The organism is Zestomonas ipomoeae, from assembly GCF_057128665.1.
The window spans coordinates 17,387-37,311 of sequence record NZ_JBSKHQ010000003.1 but is presented as its reverse complement, the minus strand read 5'-3'; the positions used below and the strand labels follow the sequence as shown (position 1 = coordinate 37,311).

The 19,925-nt window shown below is 65.6% G+C and carries 15 protein-coding genes; 4 read left to right on the top strand and 11 right to left on the bottom strand.

The genetic code is table 11. From position 1 onward, the window contains the following. Positions 1-18 precede the first annotated feature (18 nt). From ACWKV7_RS05845 to ACWKV7_RS05820, 6 genes are all read right to left on the bottom strand, one after another. Positions 19-1,485 carry a type I restriction-modification system subunit M gene (locus ACWKV7_RS05845; RefSeq protein WP_483856713.1) on the bottom strand — a complete coding sequence of 489 codons (1,467 nt, stop codon included), beginning with the start codon at positions 1,483-1,485 and terminating at the stop codon, positions 19-21. 11 nt (positions 1,486-1,496) lie between these two features. After that, positions 1,497-2,222: a nucleotidyl transferase AbiEii/AbiGii toxin family protein gene (locus ACWKV7_RS05840; protein ID WP_483856712.1), complete on the bottom strand. Its 726-nt coding sequence runs from the start codon at positions 2,220-2,222 to the stop codon at positions 1,497-1,499. Next, positions 2,212-2,772 carry a MarR family transcriptional regulator gene (locus ACWKV7_RS05835; protein WP_483856711.1) on the bottom strand — a complete coding sequence of 187 codons (561 nt, stop codon included), beginning with the start codon at positions 2,770-2,772 and terminating at the stop codon, positions 2,212-2,214. Before ACWKV7_RS05835 ends, ACWKV7_RS05840 begins: the two co-directional genes overlap by 11 nt. Before the next feature lie 124 nt (positions 2,773-2,896). Next, positions 2,897-5,263: an EcoAI/FtnUII family type I restriction enzme subunit R gene (hsdR, locus tag ACWKV7_RS05830; RefSeq protein ID WP_483856710.1), complete on the bottom strand. Its 2,367-nt coding sequence runs from the start codon at positions 5,261-5,263 to the stop codon at positions 2,897-2,899. A gap of 323 nt (positions 5,264-5,586) precedes the next feature. Then, positions 5,587-6,114 (bottom strand): inorganic diphosphatase, encoded by a 528-nt coding sequence (gene ppa / locus ACWKV7_RS05825; RefSeq protein WP_483856709.1) that lies wholly within the window; start codon positions 6,112-6,114, stop codon positions 5,587-5,589. 95 nt (positions 6,115-6,209) lie between these two features. Further along, entirely contained in the window at positions 6,210-7,049 is an 840-nt protein-coding gene (locus tag ACWKV7_RS05820) for a M90 family metallopeptidase (protein WP_483856708.1), read from the bottom strand. A gap of 130 nt (positions 7,050-7,179) precedes the next feature. On the opposite strand from ACWKV7_RS05820, the gene ACWKV7_RS05815 reads away from it, so the two are divergent. Next, positions 7,180-8,778: a protein kinase gene (locus ACWKV7_RS05815; RefSeq protein ID WP_483856707.1), complete on the top strand. Its 1,599-nt coding sequence runs from the start codon at positions 7,180-7,182 to the stop codon at positions 8,776-8,778. Between the two features lie 140 nt (positions 8,779-8,918). Here ACWKV7_RS05815 and ACWKV7_RS05810 read toward each other — a convergent pair whose 3' ends face one another. The 5 genes from ACWKV7_RS05810 to exaC all read right to left on the bottom strand — a co-directional run bounded on the left by ACWKV7_RS05810 (position 8,919) and on the right by exaC (position 15,106). Next, the gene (locus tag ACWKV7_RS05810; protein ID WP_483856706.1) at positions 8,919-9,377 is read right to left on the bottom strand and encodes an N-acetyltransferase family protein; all 459 of its coding nucleotides are present in this window, start codon (positions 9,375-9,377) and stop codon (positions 8,919-8,921) included. Between the two features lie 118 nt (positions 9,378-9,495). Continuing rightward, positions 9,496-10,329, bottom strand: coding sequence for an ethanolamine ammonia-lyase subunit EutC (eutC, locus tag ACWKV7_RS05805; protein ID WP_483856705.1), 834 nt, complete (start codon positions 10,327-10,329; stop codon positions 9,496-9,498). 156 nt (positions 10,330-10,485) lie between these two features. Then, entirely contained in the window at positions 10,486-11,877 is a 1,392-nt protein-coding gene (eutB, locus tag ACWKV7_RS05800; protein WP_483856704.1) for an ethanolamine ammonia-lyase subunit EutB, read from the bottom strand. A 67-nt stretch (positions 11,878-11,944) separates the two neighbouring features. After that, a complete protein-coding gene (eat, locus tag ACWKV7_RS05795) occupies positions 11,945-13,393 on the bottom strand; it encodes an ethanolamine permease (protein WP_483856703.1) in 1,449 nt (482 codons plus the stop codon). A 192-nt stretch (positions 13,394-13,585) separates the two neighbouring features. Next, positions 13,586-15,106 carry an acetaldehyde dehydrogenase ExaC gene (gene exaC, locus ACWKV7_RS05790; protein WP_483856702.1) on the bottom strand — a complete coding sequence of 507 codons (1,521 nt, stop codon included), beginning with the start codon at positions 15,104-15,106 and terminating at the stop codon, positions 13,586-13,588. A gap of 298 nt (positions 15,107-15,404) precedes the next feature. On the opposite strand from exaC, the gene ACWKV7_RS05785 reads away from it, so the two are divergent. From ACWKV7_RS05785 to ubiX, 3 genes are all read left to right on the top strand, one after another. Beyond that, entirely contained in the window at positions 15,405-17,306 is a 1,902-nt protein-coding gene (locus ACWKV7_RS05785) for a sigma-54-dependent Fis family transcriptional regulator (RefSeq protein WP_483856701.1), read from the top strand. A gap of 506 nt (positions 17,307-17,812) precedes the next feature. After that, a complete protein-coding gene (gene mpl, locus ACWKV7_RS05780; RefSeq protein ID WP_483856700.1) occupies positions 17,813-19,165 on the top strand; it encodes a UDP-N-acetylmuramate:L-alanyl-gamma-D-glutamyl-meso-diaminopimelate ligase in 1,353 nt (450 codons plus the stop codon). Positions 19,166-19,290: 125 nt separating this feature from the next. After that, positions 19,291-19,920, top strand: coding sequence for a flavin prenyltransferase UbiX (ubiX, locus tag ACWKV7_RS05775; protein ID WP_483856699.1), 630 nt, complete (start codon positions 19,291-19,293; stop codon positions 19,918-19,920). The last annotated feature ends 5 nt before the right edge of the window (positions 19,921-19,925 follow it).

The window sequence follows — 19,925 nt, the reverse complement described above, 5'->3', positions numbered from 1 at the left end:
GGTCTTCCTCCGTGAAGGCTAGGCGCGAGTCAGCGCTTCATTCAGCACGGCCTTAAGCTGGTCGCGCAGCTCGCCAATCTCGCCTTGCAGCTGGGCGTAGTTGCGTAGCAACTCATCCGGGTCATGGCTGATCTGCTCGCCTACATGCGGGTTCTTGCAGTCCAGGTTCCAGTTGCGTGCCTGCAGCTCATCGAGGCTGACCTTCCAGGCGAATTCGTTCTCCACCCGCGCGGCAAAGCCATCGGACTCGCTGCCCCACCAGGCCTCCTCGACGGCGAACTCCTCGATGCGCATGGGTTTGGTCTTGGAGTAGCTCTTGTAGCCGGCCGGGTACTGATGCTCGTAGAACCACACCTGTTTGGTCGGCGAGCCCTTAGTGAAGAACAGCAGGTTGGTCTTGATGCCGGTGTAGGGGTTGAACACACCGTTGGGCAGGCGAACGATGGTGTGCAGGTTGCACTCGGTCAGCAGCTTTTCCTTGATGCGGCTCTTGATGCCTTCGCCGAACAGGAAGCCATCGGGCAGCACCACGGCGGCGCGGCCGCCGTCTTTCAGCAGGTGCATGATCAGCACCAGAAACAGGTCGGCGGTCTCGCGGGTGCGGAAGGCGGCGGGGAAGTTGGTCTCGATGCCGTCTTCTTCCATGCCACCGAACGGCGGGTTGGCGACGATGCAGTCGACCCGCTCACCCGGCCCCCAGCTGATCAGCGGGCGGCTCAGGGTGTTGTCGTGTTTGATCTGGCTGGGCACCTCGATGCCATGCAGGATCATGTTGGTGGTGGCCAGCAGGTGCGGTAGCGGCTTCTTTTCCACGCCGAAGATGCTGGCCTGCAGCACGCGCTCGTCTTCGGCGGTGTTTACGTAGCGCTTGCGCTTGTGGTCGATTGTGCAGGTGAGGAAGCCGCCGGTGCCGCAGGCCGGGTCCATGACCTTGTCGTGCAGCTTGGGGTCGACCATGCGCACCATGAACTCGGTGACCGGGCGCGGGGTGTAGAACTCGCCGGCGTTGCCGGCGTTCTGCAGGTCGCGCAGCAGCTGCTCGTACATGTCGCCGAAGGCATGGCGCTCCTGCGCCTTGTTGAAGTCCACGCCCTCCTGGATCTTGTTGATCACCTGGCGGATCAGCTGGCCGGACTTCATGTAGTTGTAGGCATCCTCGAACACGCCGCGCACCACGTAGGCGGCCGGGGTAGTGCTGTACTCGTGGAGGTTCTGCAGCTGCGGGAACAGGTTGTTGTCGATGAAGTCCTTCAACTCATCGCCGGTGATGCCTTCCGGGTTGGCCGCCCAGGTGCGCCAGCGGCAGCTTTCCGGGATCGGCGAGCGGTAGCTGTCGTCCAGCAACTCCCACTCCTGTTCGCGGTCATCGAAGATCTTGAGGAACAGCATCCACACGAGCTGGCCGATGCGCTGGGCGTCGCCGTCGACGCCGACGTCCTTGCGCATGATGTCCTGGATGGATTTGATGGTTGAGCTGATCGACATGGCGGTTTCCGTTACGGCTGGGCCGGAGGCACGGCGAGGGCCTCCAGGCGCTGAAAAATGAGTTCTTCCCGCGCCTGCTGCTGGCGGGCAGCGGATTGCACGGCGTAGGGAAAGTCGCGGTGGGCAAGCAGCTCGCCAATGGCCTGGGCGATGTAGGCCCGCACACCGGGCTCGGCCAGGGCCAGTTCGGCCTGCAGGCTGGCGCGGCCGTCGACCACGACGAGGATGTCTTCGATATCGCGGCTGGCCAGCGGGTCGTTGCGGCCACGGCCGCGATAGGCCTCCAGCTTGGTGGCGAGGAAGTAGCCGGGGGTGACGACGCGGATCAGGGTGCCGGACGGCAGGGCATGATCGGCGGCGCCGTGCAGGGCGTCGCGGTACCAGCGATTGGTGAAGTTGAGGATGTCTTCGTCATCGGGCATGAAGTCGACGAGCAGCTCGCGGCCGGTCAGCGCATTGGGCAGGCGCATGCGGCAGATCACCTCGTCCTCGGGCGACTCCCGGAACCCCCGCTCACGTAGCTCGGTGAGCAGGCGCTGCCATTTGCCATAGCCGAGCACATGGACGATCACGTCGACATCCTCGGTAAAGCGCACCGCCTCGCGGGCGAAGGCATCGGTGAGCAGCAGCGCGGTGGTGCAGCCGCCGACGAAGGCCACCTGGCGCAGCAGCTCCGGCCCCAGGGCGTCGGCCACGGTCTGCAGCATCTGCTCCTGCACGCGCCACTCAGCGGCCATCGGGCTCGCCTCGCAGTTTTTGCTCCAGCAACGCTCTCGCCAGGCTGGCCTCGCGCTCGTTGCCCAGGCGAATGGCATCGACCAGGGCGAGCATGGCGTACAGGCGTTCGTCCTGGCGGGCGGCGCTGGGCACGCTCTTGAACAGTGGCTCGACGGCCTGGCCCATGTCGTTGCCCAGGGCATCTTCCCAGACCGGAATATGCTCGCCGCCAGACAGCAGCTTGCCGGCCAGCACCGGCGCGGCATGGGCGGTGGCCAGGCCGCGCACGATGGGGCCGGGCCGCACCGGGAAGACGTACTTCAGGCCGTGGCCGAGAAACTCGTTAAGGGCGCGGGTGTTGGTGCGCGGTATGCCGCTGCCCCGCTCCAGTTTGGCCAGACCGGCAGCAATACAGCGGTTGAGCGCATTGCTGACTTCGGACTTGCTGATGCCGGTGGATTGTTCCAGCGCACGCATGGAGAAGTGCTCCGCCGCCTGTTCGGCGGCGTGCGGCTGGTGCTCCAGGCTGGCGAGCTTGAGCAGCAGCAGGATGTCTTGGCCTTTCATCATGACAAATTGTCTCCGTCCACTGTCTATGGACAGAGGACAGTTTGCGGGCGCAGGCGGGCATCGTCAATGTGCGTGGGCCAGGCTGTAGGGCGGCTAGGGCCGCTTGCGGCTTGGTTGCCTGCCGTCAGCCGGTATAGAGCTGCTCTTCCAGTTCGTGGATCGCCTGCTGGTAGGCGGGTTTGCCGCCGAAGGCCCTGACCAGTTCGACAGGCGCACCGATCTGACTGAACGGATCGAGCTGGAGGATCTTGATGTCCTCGATGTGCTCGATGCCGGTGTCGGCGTACTTGTCGAGCAGTGCCTCCAGCACCTGGCGGGCGGTGCCGGCGTACTTGGCGAAGTAGTTGCGCTTCTTCACCTGTTCGGCGCGTTCCTTGCGGGTCAGCGGCGGCTGGTCGAAGGCGATGTGGCAGATCAGGTCGAAGGGGTCGAGCGGCTGCCCGCGCTTGGCTTCGACCTCCTCGGCCAGGGCTTCCCACATCACGCCTTGTGCGGCGAGCTCGTCGATGATGGCTTTCTTCTGCTCGGCGTCTGTCCAGCGGCGCAGGAAGTCATCCAGCGAGGAGAACTGCTTCTTCACACAGGCGCGGGTGTAGTCGCGCAGGGATTCGGTGATGAGCTTGCCGTCCGGGCCGTAGTACTGCACGCGCTCGGCGATGACGTGGATCGGTACGTTGTCGATCACGTACTTGATGCGCTTCTTGCCCGCCTCGTCGCCGCCGGTTGCGTGACCTTCGGGCAACCAATCGTCACCGTCGACGATGCCGTCCTCTTCGGCCTGCGGGCTGTCCGGCGGTACGGGCGAGTCGTCGCCTTCGGGGCTGTAGACCACCACGGGCTCGCCATCGAACGTCGGGTCGGCGAACAGCTCGGTGGCTTTCTTGAAGTCCATGATGGTGAACCAGAACTTGCCGTAATCCTCGTTGATGCGGGTGCCACGCCCGATGATCTGCTTGAACTCGGTCATCGATTTGATGTGCTGGTCGAGCACCACCAGCTTGCAGGTCTGGGCATCCACGCCGGTGGTCATCAGCTTGCTGGTGGTGGCGATGACCGGGTAGCGCGATTCCGGGTCGATGAAGTTGTCCAGCTCGGCCTTGCCTTCCTGGTCATCGCCGGTGATGCGCATGACGTACTTGCGGTTCTCGGCGATGCGCTCGGGATTGAGGTTGACCAGGGCCTGGCGCATGCGCTCGGCGTGGTTGATGTCGTCACAGAAGACGATGGTCTTCTGGTACGGATCGGTGGCCTTGAGGAACTCGGTGACCTTCTGCGCCACCTTCTGGGCGCGCGCTTCGATGACCAGTTGGCGGTCCATGTCTTTGAGGTCGTAGATGCGGTCTTCGAGCAGTTCGCCGTTCTTGTCGCGCATGCCCTTGGGCGGGCGCCAGCCTTGCAGATCCTTGTCGAAGTCGATGCGCACCACCTTGTAAGGGGCGAGGAAACCGTCTTCGATGCCTTGCTTGAGGGTGTAGCTGTACACCGGCTCACCGAAGTAGGTGATGCTGGAAACCTCCTTGGTTTCCTTGGGCGTTGCGGTGAGGCCGATGTGGGTTGCGCTGGAGAAGTAGTCGAGAATCTCGCGCCAGGCGGAGTCCTCGGCGGCGCTACCGCGGTGGCATTCGTCGATCACCACCAGGTCGAAGAAGTCCGGGGAAAACTGCTTGTAGATGTTCTTGTCTTCTTCGGCGCCGGTGACGGCCTGGTACAGCGACAGGTAGATCTCGTAGGATTTCTCGATCTGCCGTTTGGCGATCTTGGTCATCGCCGGGCCGAAGGGTTTGAAGTCATTGTTCTTGGTCTGGTCGACCAGGATGTTGCGGTCGGCGAGGAAGAGGATGCGTTTCTTCTGCTTCGACTTCCACAGGCGCCAGATGATCTGGAAGGCCGTGTAGGTTTTGCCGGTGCCGGTGGCCATGACCAGCAGCACACGATCCTGCCCGCGCGCGACAGCCTCGACGGTGCGGTTGATGGCGTTCATCTGGTAGTAGCGCGGAATACGCCCGGAGCCATCGTCGTAGTAAGGGGCTTCGATCCGCTTCTGGGCCTGGTCGTCCAAGCCTTTCCACTGGCAGTAGCGTTGCCAAAGCTCGTCCGGACTGGGGAACTGATCGAGGCTGAGCTCGGTTTCCACCTGGCTGCCGGTGCCACTGCGGTCGTGGAAGAGGAAACCATCGCCGTTGCTGGAGAACACGAAGGGCACATCCAGCGCCTCGGCATAGCCCAGCGCCTGCTGCATGCCGGAGCCAACGGAGTGCTTGTTGTCCTTCGCCTCGATCACGGCAAGCGGAAGGTTGGTCTGGTGGTACAGGATGAAGTCGGCACGGCGGGATTCGCCACGGCTGTGCAGCTTGCCACGGACGATAATGCGGCCCTTGGTAAAGCTGACCTCCTCCCGCACTTGCTTGTGCAGGTCCCAGCCCGCTTGCTGGATGGCTGGGGCTATGTACTTGCTGCAAATGTCTCGTTCGGACAGCGACTTCTTATCCATGGTTGGCTATATCCCTACGGCGTGCCAAGGACTGTACCAGACCTGATTAAGGCACGATGCCATTGTAGGGCACCTCTAAAAACTACCTGCGTTGTCATCACTGCGTTAAAACAGGCTCAAAAATGCTCATTTACCGCTCGTAAACTCCGATTTTTCGCCTGTTTTTGCCTTGCGCTGACTGCCTTGCCTACGTTTTTAGAGGTGCGCTATAGGTGTGCATGAATGATGTACGAGGTGAGGTCTGAGGTCGGCCTTGGCTCCTGATATTTCCGGGAGCAATAAAAAAGCCGGCTTGTGGCCGGCTTTCAGGGGGTGGTTCTGGCTTATTTTTGGTAAGCCGCAACCGCCTTCAGAATTTCTTGGCGGGCCTCTTCGGCGTTGCCCCAGCCTTCGACTTTCACCCACTTGCCTTTTTCGAGGTCCTTGTAGTTCTCGAAGAAGTGCTTGATCTGCTCCAGCAGCAGGGCCGGCAGGTCGGTGTATTCCTTCACGTCGACGTACAGTTGGCTCAGCTTGTCGTGCGGGACGGCGAGCAGCTTGGCGTCGCCGCCGGCTTCGTCGGTCATGTGCAGCACGCCGACCGGACGGGCGCGGATCACGGCGCCGGGGGCCACCGGGTAGGGAGTTACCACCAGCACGTCGAGCGGGTCGCCGTCGTCGGCCAGGGTGTTGGGGATGTAGCCGTAGTTGGCCGGGTAGAACATCGGGGTGGCCATGAAGCGGTCGACGAACAGGCAGTCGCTGTCCTTGTCGATTTCGTACTTGATCGGCGCGTGGTTGGCCGGAATCTCGATGGCGACGTAGATGTCGTTCGGCAGGTCTTTGCCGGCCGGGATTTTGCTGTAGCTCATGGGGAAACTCCCAGGATGGGCCAAAAAAGTGGCGCGATTATAGGCACATTCCCCCGCCGTTGCTACGACGACGGACTCGGCCATTGGTCGTGTGTCTAGGATTGGTCTGCGCGAAGTTCGTTCCCGGGCGCGTCGCGGTATTCGGGGTGCCGCGCCTGCAGGCCCCGCAACCGGGCCAGTGGGTCTTGCCGGTAGAACGCCTTGAGCTGCGCGTAGACGGCCGGATAGGCGTCGGCCAGCAGGTCCGGCGCGCTGAAAAAGTATTCGCTGGTGACGGCGAAGAACTCGGCCGGGTTTTCGGCGGCGTAGGGGTCGATGGGCGTCTCGCCATCCGGGTCGCGATCCAGGCGTGCGTTGAGGTCGTCGTAGGCGCTTTGCATGGCGGTGGCCCAGTCGGTCACGCGCATGTCGCGGTGCAGCGGCGGCAGGCCATTGGCTGTGCCATTGAGCATGTCGAGCTTGTGCGCCAGTTCGTGGATCACCAGGTTGTAGCCCTCCCAGCCGCCGCTGGCCGCCACGCCCGGCCAGGCGAGGATCACCGGGCCCTGGTGCCAGGCTTCGCCGCTGCGCTCGTCGTCCCACTCGTGCTCGACGCCAGCATCGTCGCGATAGCGCTGGGGACTGACGAAGTCGTCCGGGTACAGCACGAGTTCATGGAAGCCGCGGTACCAGCCGAGTTCCTCCAGATGCAGCAGCGGCAGCTCGGCCTGGGCGGCCAGGAGCAGGCGTTCCACCGGTCCCAGTTCGACGCCGGGCAGGGCACTGAGGTGCTTGGCCTGCAGGAAGAGCACGCAGCGTTCGCGCAGCAGGTGCTCTTCGGTATCGCTCAGCCCGTCGAGAATGGGCAGGCGGCGACGCACGTCCTGCCAGTGCGCCGGGGGAATCGGATGGCGGGCGATTAGGCGGCGGCGCCGCCAGGCACGGAGCGACCACATGGAGGATTGGACTCGATGGCAAGGAAAGGGCGTCACCATAGGCGGGCACGCCCTCGGCCGGCAAGAGGGCGGCAAACGGCATAAAGGCTGCAACGACCCTTCTCTACCCTGATGTGCAGGAGGGCTGCCGATGTCGCCGCAAGTGCTGCAACACCCAATGTTGAGCCTGGCCCTGGGCCACGGGCTGGACCTGCCGACCCAGGCGGCGCGTACTCGGGCGAGCTGGATGAGCGGCCGCCAGGGACGTTCGCCGGTTTTGCTGGTGGCGCTGCTTTGGGCACGTCAATGCGCCGATGTGGTGCAACTGCTCGATGGCCACCTGGACGCGCTGTTCGCCGACTATCGCTGCAGCCCCGGCAGCTGGAGCGAGTCCCAGGCCGCGCGGCAGGTGCTGGCGGCGTTGAACCTGCAGCTGTATCGCCGCAAGCGCCAGGGCTTTGCGATTCCCGAGCTGAATGCCGGGCTGTTGTTGATCCAGGATGGCGAGGCGCAGTTCCTGCAAAGTGGCTCGATCGGCCTGCTGCGTTGCCAGGGCGGCACCTTGCAGAGCTTGGCCGGGCGCGAGAACGCGGCGTTGGGCGGACAGGCCGAACTGGCGCTGATCCAGCACAGCCTGCCGCTTGGTCAGGGGGAGGCGCTGTTGCTGGCGCCGCAACCGCTGATCGAGATCGCCGATCTGCAGCGTTTGCGCCATGCCTGCGGCGACGCCGAGGTCGGTCAACTGGGCGAGGTGCTTGAGCCTCTGCTGCAGGCGCCGGGTGCGGCAGTGCTGGCGCTGCCCGGGGACCTCGCCAGTGCGCCGCCGTTGATGGCAGTCGAACAGTGGCCGGCGCCGGGCGGGCAGCATACCGGGCAGTCGGTGGATGGCTGGACCCTGGTCGAGGCATGCCCCTTCGGGCCGCCGGGACGGGTATTTCGCGGGCGCGACGCCGCGGGCACCGAGGCCGTTCTGTGGCTGGCCGAGCAGGCGGCGGACGAGGCCTTCTGGCAGCGGGAGTGGGTCTTGCGGCGCAGCCCGCCGATTCATCTGCCCTCGCTTTTGCCGTCCCGGGCGTCGCGGCGGCATGCCATGCAGCTGCTGGAACCGCTGCCGGCCGCCATGCGCAGCCTGGAGTCGCGCATGGTCAGCGATGGGCCGCAGGACGCCGGGCGCGTGCTGGTGCTGCTCGAACAGATGATCGCCGCCGTGCGTGCCTTGCAGCGGCGGGGCATGCAGGGGCTGTGGCTGAGTCCGCGTCAGGTGCTGCAGGACGACGAGGGGCGCGTGCTGCTGTTGCCCGAACAGGCGGCCATTTTGCCGGGTGTGGTGCCGCAGGAGCTGCCGGCGCAGGCCGTGCCGTTGGCGCCCGAGTTGCGCGGGCCACCGACGGCGGCGGTGGATGGCCGGGCCGATCAGTTCGCCCTGGCGGCGCTGGCCTACTGGCTGCTGAGCGGGCACTGGCCGGATGTCGCACAGCCTGGCGCCGACCCGCAAAGCGGCTATCGGCCACTGGGTGCCGTGTTGGAAGGGCTGCCGGCCTGCTGGGATCGGGCATTGGCCAAGGCCTTGGCGCCGTCGCCGCAGGAGCGTTTTGCCGCGCTTTCGGAATTCCAGCAGGCCTTGCAGCCGCCGGTGCCGCAAAGCCCGTCCGCGCCTTCGCCCCCGCGTCGGCGGGCACGGCGTGGGCGTGTGGCGATGGCGGTTCTGTTCGGGGTTCAGCTGCTGCTGTGGTTGTGGGCGCTGCGTTAGGCGCGGCACGGACGTCGGCAAGGGCGGCGGTTCGCTCCATCGCACGTCGGTCGAGTGCGGCTCAGCCGCCTTGCCCGACCTGCGTTCGACGACCTTCGCACGGGCCCAGGCGCATGGGTTGGCCTGGGCGTCCGGGCGTCTTACTCGTCGCTGTCGAGTTCCAGCACGTAGTTCTTGAACTGGCTGTCGACGCGAAAACCGATGGACTCGTAGACCTTGTGTGCGACTTCGTTGTCGGCGCTGGTGGACACGCGCATGCGCACGGCCTGGGTTTCCTTGGCCATCTTCTTCGCGGTTTGCAGCAGGCGATCGGCGACCAGTTGCCGGCGGGCTTCTTCGGTGACGTAGATGTCGTTGAGAATCCACACGCGCTTGAGCGCCAGGGAGGAATAGCTGGGGTAGAGCTGGCAGAAGCCGAGCAGCTTGTCCTCGTCGTCGGCCAGGGCCAGGTAGATCACCGATTCCTTGCGCTTGAGGCGCGTCTCCAGGAATTTCCGCGACGAATCGGGGAAGGGCAGCTGGCCGTAGAACTCGCGGTATTTGACGAACATAGGAGCCAGCAGGTCCAGATGCTCCAGGGTGGCTTGGACGATGCGCATGTCGGGCCTCGATTCTTGTAGACGTTGGTGGGCTACACAAGCATTGCAGGCGAAATGCCAGGTGATGCGGGATGCTGCCCTAAAGATTATGGAAAGCGCAATCCAAGCAAGCGTTTGATCATCTGTTGCCGTGATCCTCGTCGCCTAGCAGGAAATTTCCCGTCCTTGTGCGCTCTCCGGTGTCTTCCAGTATCGGCATGTCTGCTTCGTCCTTGAGGTTGACGCCAGAAAGTTGCCGACGACTGGCCTCGCGCATCAGGTACAGCAGGCGATGGGCAGCCAGGCCATAGCTGAGCCCCTCCAGGCGCACGTTGGAGATGCAGTTGCGGTAGGCGTCGGTGAGGCCGACCCTGGGCGCGTAGGTGAAGTACAGCCCCAGGCTGTCCGGCGAGCTGAGGCCGGGGCGCTCGCCGATCAGGATCACGCTCATCTTCGCTTTGAGCCGCTGGCCGACCTCGTCGGCCACCGCCACCCGGCCCTGCTGGACCAGCGCGACCGGTGCCAGCGACCAGGCATCGCCGGCCAGTTGTTCTTCCAGGCGGCGCAGGAATGGCTCGGCATGGCGGTGAACGGCCAACGCGGAGAGACCGTCGGCGACGACGATCGCCAGGTCGTAGCCGGCCGGGTGGGCGGCGGCATGTTCGTCCAGCTGGCGTGCCGAGGCGTCGTCCAGGCGTCGGCCGAGGTCGGGGCGTTGCAGGTACTGGTGGCGATCGGCTGCGGCGCTGTGCAACAGCAGGCTGGTGCGCCCGCGGGCGGCGAGCTGTTCGGCCAGGGCGTTGTGGTCGAACGGCAGGTGCACGGCATCGCGGGCCTGGGCATGGGCGAACTGGAAGTCCAGTTGCGCGGCGGTCGGCAGGCTGGTGCCGGCGCGGCCGAGGGCGATGCGCGCGGGGGTCAGCTGGCGCAGTTGCTGCCAGGGGTTTTCGGTAGCGGGGTGGCGGTCGGTCATGGCTGCCTCGTCGATTGTTCATGTGGCCGGGCGCGGCGGTTCGCGCTGTTCGCGGGCATGGCCCGCTCCTACCGTGGGGGCGCGGTTTCGGTTCATGCACAGGGGCGAATCTATTCGCCTATCCGGCGCTGGGCGAATGAATGCGCCCTTACAGCCTCACAGGTGCGCCAGCGCCTGGCGAAATGCCGGCGGCAGGCCGTCGCCGAGGCGCAGCCGGCCGTCGCGCTGGTACAGGATGTTCATCTTTTCCAGCCAGGCCTCGAACTCCGGCGCCGGGCGCAGGCCCATGGCTTGCCGGGCGTAGAGCGCATCGTGGAAGGAAGTGGTCTGGTAGTTGAGCATGATGTCGTCGGAGCCGGGGATGCCCATGATGAAGTTGATGCCGGCGACGCCGAGCAGGGTCAGCAGGGTATCCATGTCGTCCTGGTCGGCTTCGGCGTGGTTGGTGTAGCAGATGTCGCAGCCCATCGGCACGCCGAGCAGCTTGCCGCAGAAGTGGTCTTCCAGGCCGGCGCGGATGATCTGCTTGCCGTTGTACAGGTACTCCGGGCCGATGAAGCCGACCACGGTATTCACCAGGAACGGTTTGAAGTGGCGGGCCACCGCATAGGCGCGGGCTTCGCAGGTCTGCTGGTCGACGCCATGGTGGGCATTGGCGGACAGCGCGCTGCCCTGGCCGGTCTCGAAGTACATCAGGTTGTTGCCGAGGGTGCCGCGGTTCAGCGACAGGCCGGCTTCGTAGCCTTCCTGCAGAATCTTCAGGCTGATGCCGAAGCCGGCGTTGGCCGCCTCGGTGCCGGCGATGGACTGGAACACCAAATCCAGCGGCACGCCGCGTTCGATGGCGGCGATGGAGGTGGTGACGTGGGTCAGCACGCAGGCCTGGGTGGGAATCTGGTAGCGCTGGATCACCGCGTCGAGCATCTCCAGCATCGCGCAGATCGAGGCGATGCTGTCGGTGGCCGGGTTGATGCCGATCATGGCGTCGCCGTTGCCATAGAGCAGGCCGTCGAGAATGCTGGCGGCGATGCCAGCCGGCTCGTCGGTCGGGTGGTTCGGCTGCAGGCGGGTGGACATGCGTCCGCGCAGGCCGACGGTGTTGCGAAAGCGGGTGACCACGCGAATTTTCTGCGCCACCAGCACCAGGTCCTGCACGCGCATGATCTTCGAGACGGCCGCCGCCATTTCCGGGGTCAGGCCGGGCGCCAGGTTCCGCAGGCTAGCCTCGTCGGCCTGCTCGCAGAGCAGCCAGTCGCGAAAGCCGCCGACGGTGAGGTGGCTGACCGGGGCGAAGGCGGCACGGTCGTGGCTGTCGATGATCAGCCGGGTGACCTCGTCCTCTTCGTAGGGAATCAGCGCTTCGTCGAGAAAGTGCTTGAGCGGGATGTCCGCCAGGGCCATCTGCGCGGCGACGCGCTCGGCGTCGCTGGCGGCGGCGACCTCGGCCAGGTAGTCGCCGGAGCGCGCCGGGCTGGCCTTGGCCATGACCTCTTTCAGGCTGTCGAAGCGCCAGGTCTGGCCACCGACCGAGTGGGAAAAACTTGCCATTGTCGATCTCCACAGCGCCCGTCCGAAGTGGGCTCTGGGTAGAGCCTACTCCGAACGGGCGGAGCTATCACTTGAGCGCCGCTTCGGCCTTCTCGATGGCGGCGAATTCCTCTTCCGGCGTGCCGGCCACCAGGTGATGGCGACTATAGAAGGCGAAGTAGGCGATGAATACGGCATAGATGATCGCCGCGCCGATCACCACTCGCGGATCGACCAGGAAGCCAGCCACCACCGCGATGCAGGCCAGCACCAGGGCGATGCCGGAGGTCAGCACGCCGCCGGGGGTGCGGTAGGGGCGATGCATTTCCGGCCGGCGCACACGCAGCACGATGTGGGCAGCCATCATCAGCACGTAGGAGATGGTGGCGCCGAATACCGCCACCAGGATCAGCAGATCGCCCTGGCCGGTCAGCGACAGGCCGAAACCGATGATGCCCGGTACTACCAGGGCCAGCACCGGCGCCTTGCTCTTGTTGGTCAGCGACAGCGAGCGGGGCAGGTAGCCGGCGCGGGAGAGGGCGAAAATCTGCCGTGAGTAGGCGTAGATGATCGAGAAGAAGCTGGCGATCAACCCGGCCAGACCGACTAGATTGACGAAGCCGCTCATCCAGGTGGATTCACCGTAGGCAGCGGTCAGCGCTTCCACCAGGGGATTGCCGGAGGCGACCAGCGTGCTGGCGCCTGCGCCGCCGGGGCCGACCAGCAGAATCAACCCGGCGAAGGCCAACAGCACCAGCATGGCGCCGATCAGCCCCCGTGGCATGTCGCGCTGGGGGTTTTTGGTTTCCTCGGCAGCCAGCGGCACGCCCTCCACGGCGAGGAAGAACCAGATGGCGTAGGGGATCGCCGCCCAGATGCCGACATAGCCGAACGGCAGGAAGGCGCTGGAGCCGGCCGCGGTGGTCGGGGCGATGTCCAGCAGTTTATCCACCGAGAAGTGCGGCACCATGGCGACGATGAACACCGCCAGGGCGATAGCGGCGATTGCAGTGATGGCGAACATTAGTTTCAGCGCTTCGCCGACGCCAAAGATATGAATGCCGATGAACAGCACGTAGAAGGCCAGGTAGATGGCCCAGCCGCCGATGCCGAACAGCGATTCGCAGTAGGAACCGATGAACACGGCGATCGCCGCCGGGGCAATAGCGTATTCGATGAGAATCGCCGTGCCGGTGAGAAATCCTCCGAGCGGGCCGAAGGCGCTGCGGGCGAAACCGTAGCCACCGCCAGCGGTGGGGATCATTGAGGACAGCTCGGCCAGCGAGAAGCACATGCACAGGTACATGGTGGCCATCAGCAGGGTGGCGATGAACAGCCCGCCCCAGCCGCCCTGGGCCAGGCCGAAGTTCCAGCCGGCGTAGTCGCCGGAAATCACGTAGGCGACGCCGAGGCCGACCAGCAACACCCAGCCAGCGGCGCCCTGCTTCAGTTGGCGGTGGTGGAAGTAATCGGCGCCGACCTGCTCGAAATCGGTGCCCTGGGCCAGCGGTCCTGCACTGCTTTGTTCAAGAGCCATGGGTTATGTCCTCGTTGTTATGGGCCGGGCGGCAGAATGCCCGGCGTGCACGCAAGTAGTCCTACGGGGCTGTAGCAATGGCGGTGCCAGGCGACTGGCTGCTGTCGCTATTGGGAATACTCATGACGCTGGGTGTTGGCCTGGTCCCCCTCTCCCGCGAGGGGAGAGGGGGCCAAGCACCGCAAGAGCCCGTCAGAAGAACCCGAGCGGATTGATGTCGTAGCTGACCAGCAGGTTCTTGGTCTGCTGGTAGTGGTCGAGCATCATCTTGTGGGTCTCGCGGCCGACGCCGGATTTCTTGTAGCCACCGAAGGCGGCATGGGCGGGGTAGAGGTGGTAGCAGTTGGTCCACACGCGGCCGGCCTTGATCGCCCGGCCCATGCGGTAGGCGCGGTTGATGTCGCGCGTCCACAGGCCGGCACCGAGGCCGAATTCGGTGTCGTTGGCGATCGCCAGCGCCTCGGCCTCGTCCTTGAAGGTGGTGACGCCGACCACCGGGCCGAAGATTTCCTCCTGGAACACGCGCATCTTGTTGTGGCCCTTGAGCAGGGTCGGCTGGATGTAATAACCGCTGGCCAGGTTGCCTTCGAGTTTCTCCACGCCGCCGCCGGTGAGCACCTCGGCGCCTTCCTGCTGGGCGATCTGCAGGTAGGAGAGGATCTTGTCGAACTGCTGCTCGGAAGCCTGGGCGCCGACCATGGTCTCGGTGTCCAGCGGGTTGCCGCGCTTGATCGCGGCGACCTTCTTCATCACTTCGGCCATGAACGCCGGGTAGATGGACTCCTGCACCAGCGCGCGCGACGGACAGGTGCACACTTCGCCCTGGTTGAAGAAGGCCAGCACCAGGCCCTCGGCGGCCTTCTCGATGAAGGCCGGCTCGGCTTGCATGATGTCTTCGAAGTAGATGTTCGGGCTCTTGCCGCCCAGCTCCACGGTGCTCGGGATGATGTTCTCCGCCGCGCATTTCAAGATGTGGGAACCCACCGGGGTTGAGCCGGTGAAGGCAATCTTGGCGATGCGCTTGCTGGTGGCCAGGGCCTCGCCGGCTTCCTTGCCGTAGCCTTGCACCACGTTGAGCACGCCGGCCGGCAGCAGGTCGCCGATCAGCTCCATCAGCACGCTGATGCCCAGCGGGGTCTGCTCGGCTGGCTTGAGCACGATGCAGTTGCCGGCGGCCAGGGCCGGGGCCAGCTTCCAGGCGGCCATCAGCAGCGGGAAGTTCCAAGGGATGATCTGCCCGACCACGCCCAGCGGTTCGTGGATGTGATAGGCCACGGTGTTCTGGTCGATCTCGGCGGCGCCGCCTTCCTGGGCGCGGATGCAGCCGGCGAAGTAGCGGAAGTGATCGGCGGCCAGCGGAATGTCGGCGTTCAGCGTCTCGCGTACCGCCTTGCCGTTGTCCCAGGTTTCGGTGACGGCCAGCAGTTCGAGGTTCTGCTCGATGCGGTCGGCGATCTGCAGCAGGATATTCGAGCGCTCTTGGGCCGATGTGCGGCCCCAGGCATCGGCGGCAGCGTGGGCGGCGTCCAGTGCCTTGTCGATGTCTTCGGCGCTGGAGCGGGGGAACTCGGCGATCGGTTGGCCGTTCACTGGCGAGGTGTTGGTGAAGTACTGGCCCTTGACCGGGGCGACGAACTCGCCGCCGATGTAGTTGCCGTAGCGGGACTTGAAGGAAACGACGGCGCCGGGTGTGCCGGGTTGGGCGTAGATCATGGTGGTTCTCCTGGCCTTTATGCTTGTTGGGGAGGATGCGCCGCCGACCGCGCAGCGCTTGCCAGGCCTAGAGCAAGGGCCGGGCCAGTACCCGGGGAATGGCGTGCCAGAGCCTGCCGACGGCTTCGCTGTCGCCATGAGCGGGGCGCGGTTGTATCGCTGCTGGAACGTTGCAGGGTGACGGACTGTCCCAGTTTCGATACAGCGGTTGACCGGTCGGTCATCGCCCGATTGCTTTGCCGTCTGCGCTGGGCGATGCTGCGTCAGCTCCGGCCCTTGGCCGAGGAGAACAACAAGAATGTCGCCGAAACAGATGAGCCATCACGCCGAACAGGTGCTCACCCTGGCCCAGGGCAAGGCGCAGGTGGCCGGCCCCGCAGCCGACCCATCCATCGCCCGCTCCTGGCTGCGTTGCCTGGAGCAATACCATCTCGACCCCGCCACCCCAATGGCCCCCGCTGTGCTGGAGCACGCGCGCATGCTCGAATGCCGCGAGCGTGCCCGCCAGGTACTGGAGATCGCCAACGGCGAGATGAACAGCCTGCATCGCCAGCTCGCCGGCTCCGGCCATGCCGTGCTGCTCACCGATGCCCGCGGGGTGATCCTCAACTGCGTCACCGAAGACGCCGAGCGGCGCACCTTCGAGCAGGCCGGCCTGTGGCTCGGGGCAGACTGGAGCGAAGCCTGCGAAGGCACCAACGGCATCGGCACCTGCCTGGTGGAGCGGCAGTCGCTGACCATTCACCAGGAAGAGCACTTCCGCAGCCGTCACACCGGGCTGACCTGCTCGGCCAGCCCGGTGTTCGACCCCCACGGCGAGCTGCTGGCGGTGCTCGACGTCTCCTCGGCGCGCCAGGACGTCTCGCGACAAAGCCAGTTCCACACCATGGCGCTGGTGAACCTGTCGGCCAAGGCCATCGAAGGCTGCTACTTCCTGCGCAGCTTCGAGGGCGAATGGCTGCTGCGTTTCCATGCCCAGGCCGAGTACATCGGCCTGTTCAGCGAGGGCCTGCTGGCCTTCGACGGCGAAGGACGGGTGCGCGCGGTGAACCAGAGCGCGATCAACCTGCTCGGCCTGCAGCGCCAGCACCTGCTCGGCCGGCGAGTCGAGGAGATTTTCGATTGCCGGCTCGACGACCTGCTTGGCCGCGCCTCGCCGCAACCCAGTGCCAGCTGGCCGCTGTACACGCAGAAGGGCCGCTCGCTGTTCGCCATGTTGCGCGGCCAGCCACGGCGTAGCGCCCAGGCGTTGGGCCAGGCGCTGTTCGCCACGCCGGGCGTGTGCCTGGCCGATCCGGCCTTGCAGGAGGACTTCCGTCGCGCGCTGAAAGTCTACGAGCGCGACGTGCCGCTGCTGGTCGGCGGCGAGACCGGCAGCGGCAAGGAAGCCTTCGCCAAGGCCGTGCACCAAGCCAGCTCGCGGGGTGGCAAGCCGTTCGTCGCGCTCAATTGCGCGTCGATTCCGGAGTCGCTGATCGAGAGCGAACTGTTCGGCTATCGCGGCGGCAGCTTCACCGGCGCGCGCAAGGACGGCATGCGCGGCAAGCTGCAGCAGGCCGACGGCGGCACCCTGTTCCTCGACGAGATCGGCGACATGCCGCTGGCCCTGCAGACCCGCTTGCTGCGGGTGCTGGAAGAGCGGCGGGTCGAGCCCATCGGCGGCGAGGCGCAGGCCATCGACGTGCGGGTGATCAGCGCCAGCCACCGCGATCTGGCTCAGCAGGTGGCGGAAGGGCACTTCCGCGAAGACTTGTTCTATCGCCTCAACGGCCTGCAACTGAACCTGCCGCCGTTGCGCGCGCGTGCGGACAAGCAGCAACTGCTCCATCACCTTCTTGGCGAAGAGGCCCGTGGCCAGGTACTGCGTGTGGAAGAGCGCGCCCGCCAGGCGCTGCTCGACTATCGCTGGCCGGGCAATGTGCGCCAGTTGCGCAACGTGCTGCGCACGTTGGCGGCGCTGTGCGAAGACGGCCTGATCCGCCACGCCGACCTGCCGGCGGACATCCGCAACGCCCCGGCTCTAAACGATCCGCGTGAGGAAGCCGTGGTCACGCCGCTGGACGAAGCCGAACGCAGCGCACTGCTCGCCGTGCTGGAAAGCCAGCGCTGGCATATGACCCGCAGCGCCGAACAGCTCGGCATCAGCCGCAATACCCTCTACCGCAAGCTGCGCCGACACGGGCTGTCGCGACAGGGATAAAGGCGTTGGGCAGGGTGCTCCGAGTCGCCGGTATCTGGATACCGACCTTCGTCGGCATGACGGGATTTGGGGCGCGGCGTCGGTCTTGCTCCGCGCCGCTGGCGCTTGTCGGTAGGTTGGTGTTGAGCGAAGCGAAGCCCAACATGGGCGCGCAGCGCCCCGCCCGTAGTCGACTGACGCTCCGGTTTGCCTGCTCCTGGATACCGACCTGCGTCGGTATGACGGGCTTGAGGGGGCGGCGTTCGGGGCTGGCTCCGCGTCGCTGGCGCTTGTCGGTAGGTTGGTGTTGAGCGAAGCACAACATGGGCGCGCAGCGCCCCGCCTGCAATCGATGGACGCTCCGGATTGTCTGTCCCTGGATACCGACCTTCGCCGGCATGACGGATTGATTCTCTCGCCATAGAGAATTCACACACCTCAACGGGCCAACGAGAACGGCAAAGGGCGCTGTGCTAACCTGCGGCAAGCTTTTTACCGGGCACTGCGGCCCGTTTTCGAGGTCATCCATGCACATTCATATTCTCGGCATCTGCGGCACTTTCATGGGCTCGCTGGCGGTGCTGGCCAAGGAGCTCGGCCACCGCGTCACCGGTTCCGACGCCAACGTCTATCCCCCGATGAGCACCCAGCTGGAAGCCCAGGGCATCGAGCTGATGCAGGGCTACGAGCCGGCCCATCTGCAACCGGCGCCGGACCTGGTGGTGGTGGGCAATGCCCTGTCGCGCGGCAACCCGGCGGTGGAATACGTGCTGAACAAGGGCCTGCCCTACGTCTCCGGCCCGCAGTGGCTGGCCGATCACGTATTGCAAGGCCGCTGGGTGCTGGCCGCCGCCGGTACCCACGGCAAGACCACCACCAGCAGCATGCTCGCCTGGGTGCTGGAGCATGCCGGGATGAGCCCAGGCTTCTTGATCGGCGGAGTGCCGCAGAACTTCGGCATCTCCGCGCGGCTCGGCGGCACGCCGTTCTTCGTGGTCGAAGCCGACGAGTACGACAGCGCCTTCTTCGACAAGCGCAGCAAGTTCGTCCACTACCGCCCGCGCACTGCCATCCTGAACAACCTGGAATTCGACCACGCGGATATCTTCCCGGATCTCGCGGCTATCGAGCGACAGTTCCACCATTTGGTGCGCACCATTCCCGGCGAAGGGCTGATCATCCACCCGACCACCGAGCAGGCCATCGAGCGGGTGCTGGGCATGGGCTGCTGGACCCCGGTCGAGACCACAGGCGAGGGTGGCCAATGGCAGGCCCGTCTGCTGGCCGAAGACGGTTCGCGCTTCGAGGTGATCTTCGACGGCGCCGTGCAGGGCCAGGTGAACTGGGACCTGACCGGCCAGCACAATGTCGCCAATGCCCTGGCCACCCTGGCCGCCGCGCGGCATGTGGGCGTGCTGCCAAAACTGGGCGCGGAGGCGCTGAGTGCGTTCAAAAGTGTCAAGCGGCGCATGGAAAAGGTCGCCGAGGTGCAGGGCGTGACCCTCTACGACGACTTCGCCCACCACCCCACCGCCATTGCCACCACCCTCGACGGCCTGCGCAAGCGCGTTGGCGATGCGACGATCATCGCCATCATCGAGCCGCGCTCGAATTCCATGAAGCTCGGCGCCCACCGTGACGGCCTGCCGGAGTCGGTGCAGCAGGCCGACCAGGTGATCTGGTACGCGCCGCCGAACCTCGGCTGGGACCTCGGCGCCACCGCGGCGGCCTGTCCGGTGCCGGCGGTGGTCTGCGACTCGCTTGAGGCGATCATCGCCCGGGTCCAGGGCCAGGTCGCACCCGGCACCCAGGTGGTGATCATGAGCAACGGCGGCTTCGGTGGGTTGCATGGCAAGCTGGCGCAAGCGCTGGCTGAATAGAACGCTGACTCCCTCTCCCGCCGGGAGAGGGCAGGGGTGAGGGTGGTAAGGCTCGCTTGGAGTGGCCCCTCACTCCCGCCCCCTCTCCCTGGGGGAGAGGGGAAATACGCATACGTGGAGATCCTATGAGCGGCCCCGAACGCATTACCCTGGCCATGACCGGCGCCTCCGGCGCGCAGTACGGCCTGCGCCTGCTCGACTGCCTGGTTCAGGAAGACCGCGAGGTGCACTTCCTGATCTCCAAGGCCGCGCAATTGGTGATGGCCACCGAGACCGACGTCTCCCTGCCGGGCAAGCCGCAGGCGATGCAGGCGTTCCTCAGCGAGTACACCGGCGCCGCGCCGGGGCAGATTCGCGTCTACGGCAAGGAAGACTGGATGGCCCCGCCGGCCTCCGGCTCCGGCGCGCCGAGCGCCATGGTGGTGGTGCCCTGTTCCACCGGCACCTTGTCGGCCATCGCCAGCGGCGCCTGCAACAACCTGATCGAACGCGCCGCCGATGTGGCGCTGAAGGAGCGCCGTCAACTGATCCTGGTGCCGCGCGAGGCGCCGTACTCCAGCATCCATCTGGAGAACATGCTCAAGCTGTCCAACCTCGGCGCGGTGATCCTGCCGGCCTCGCCGGGCTTCTATCACCAGCCGCAGACGCTCGACGACCTGATCGATTTCGTCGTCGCGCGCATCCTGAACCTGCTGAACATCCCGCAGGACATGCTGCCGCGCTGGGGGGAACATCACCTGAGCAGCGAGGAGTGATGTTT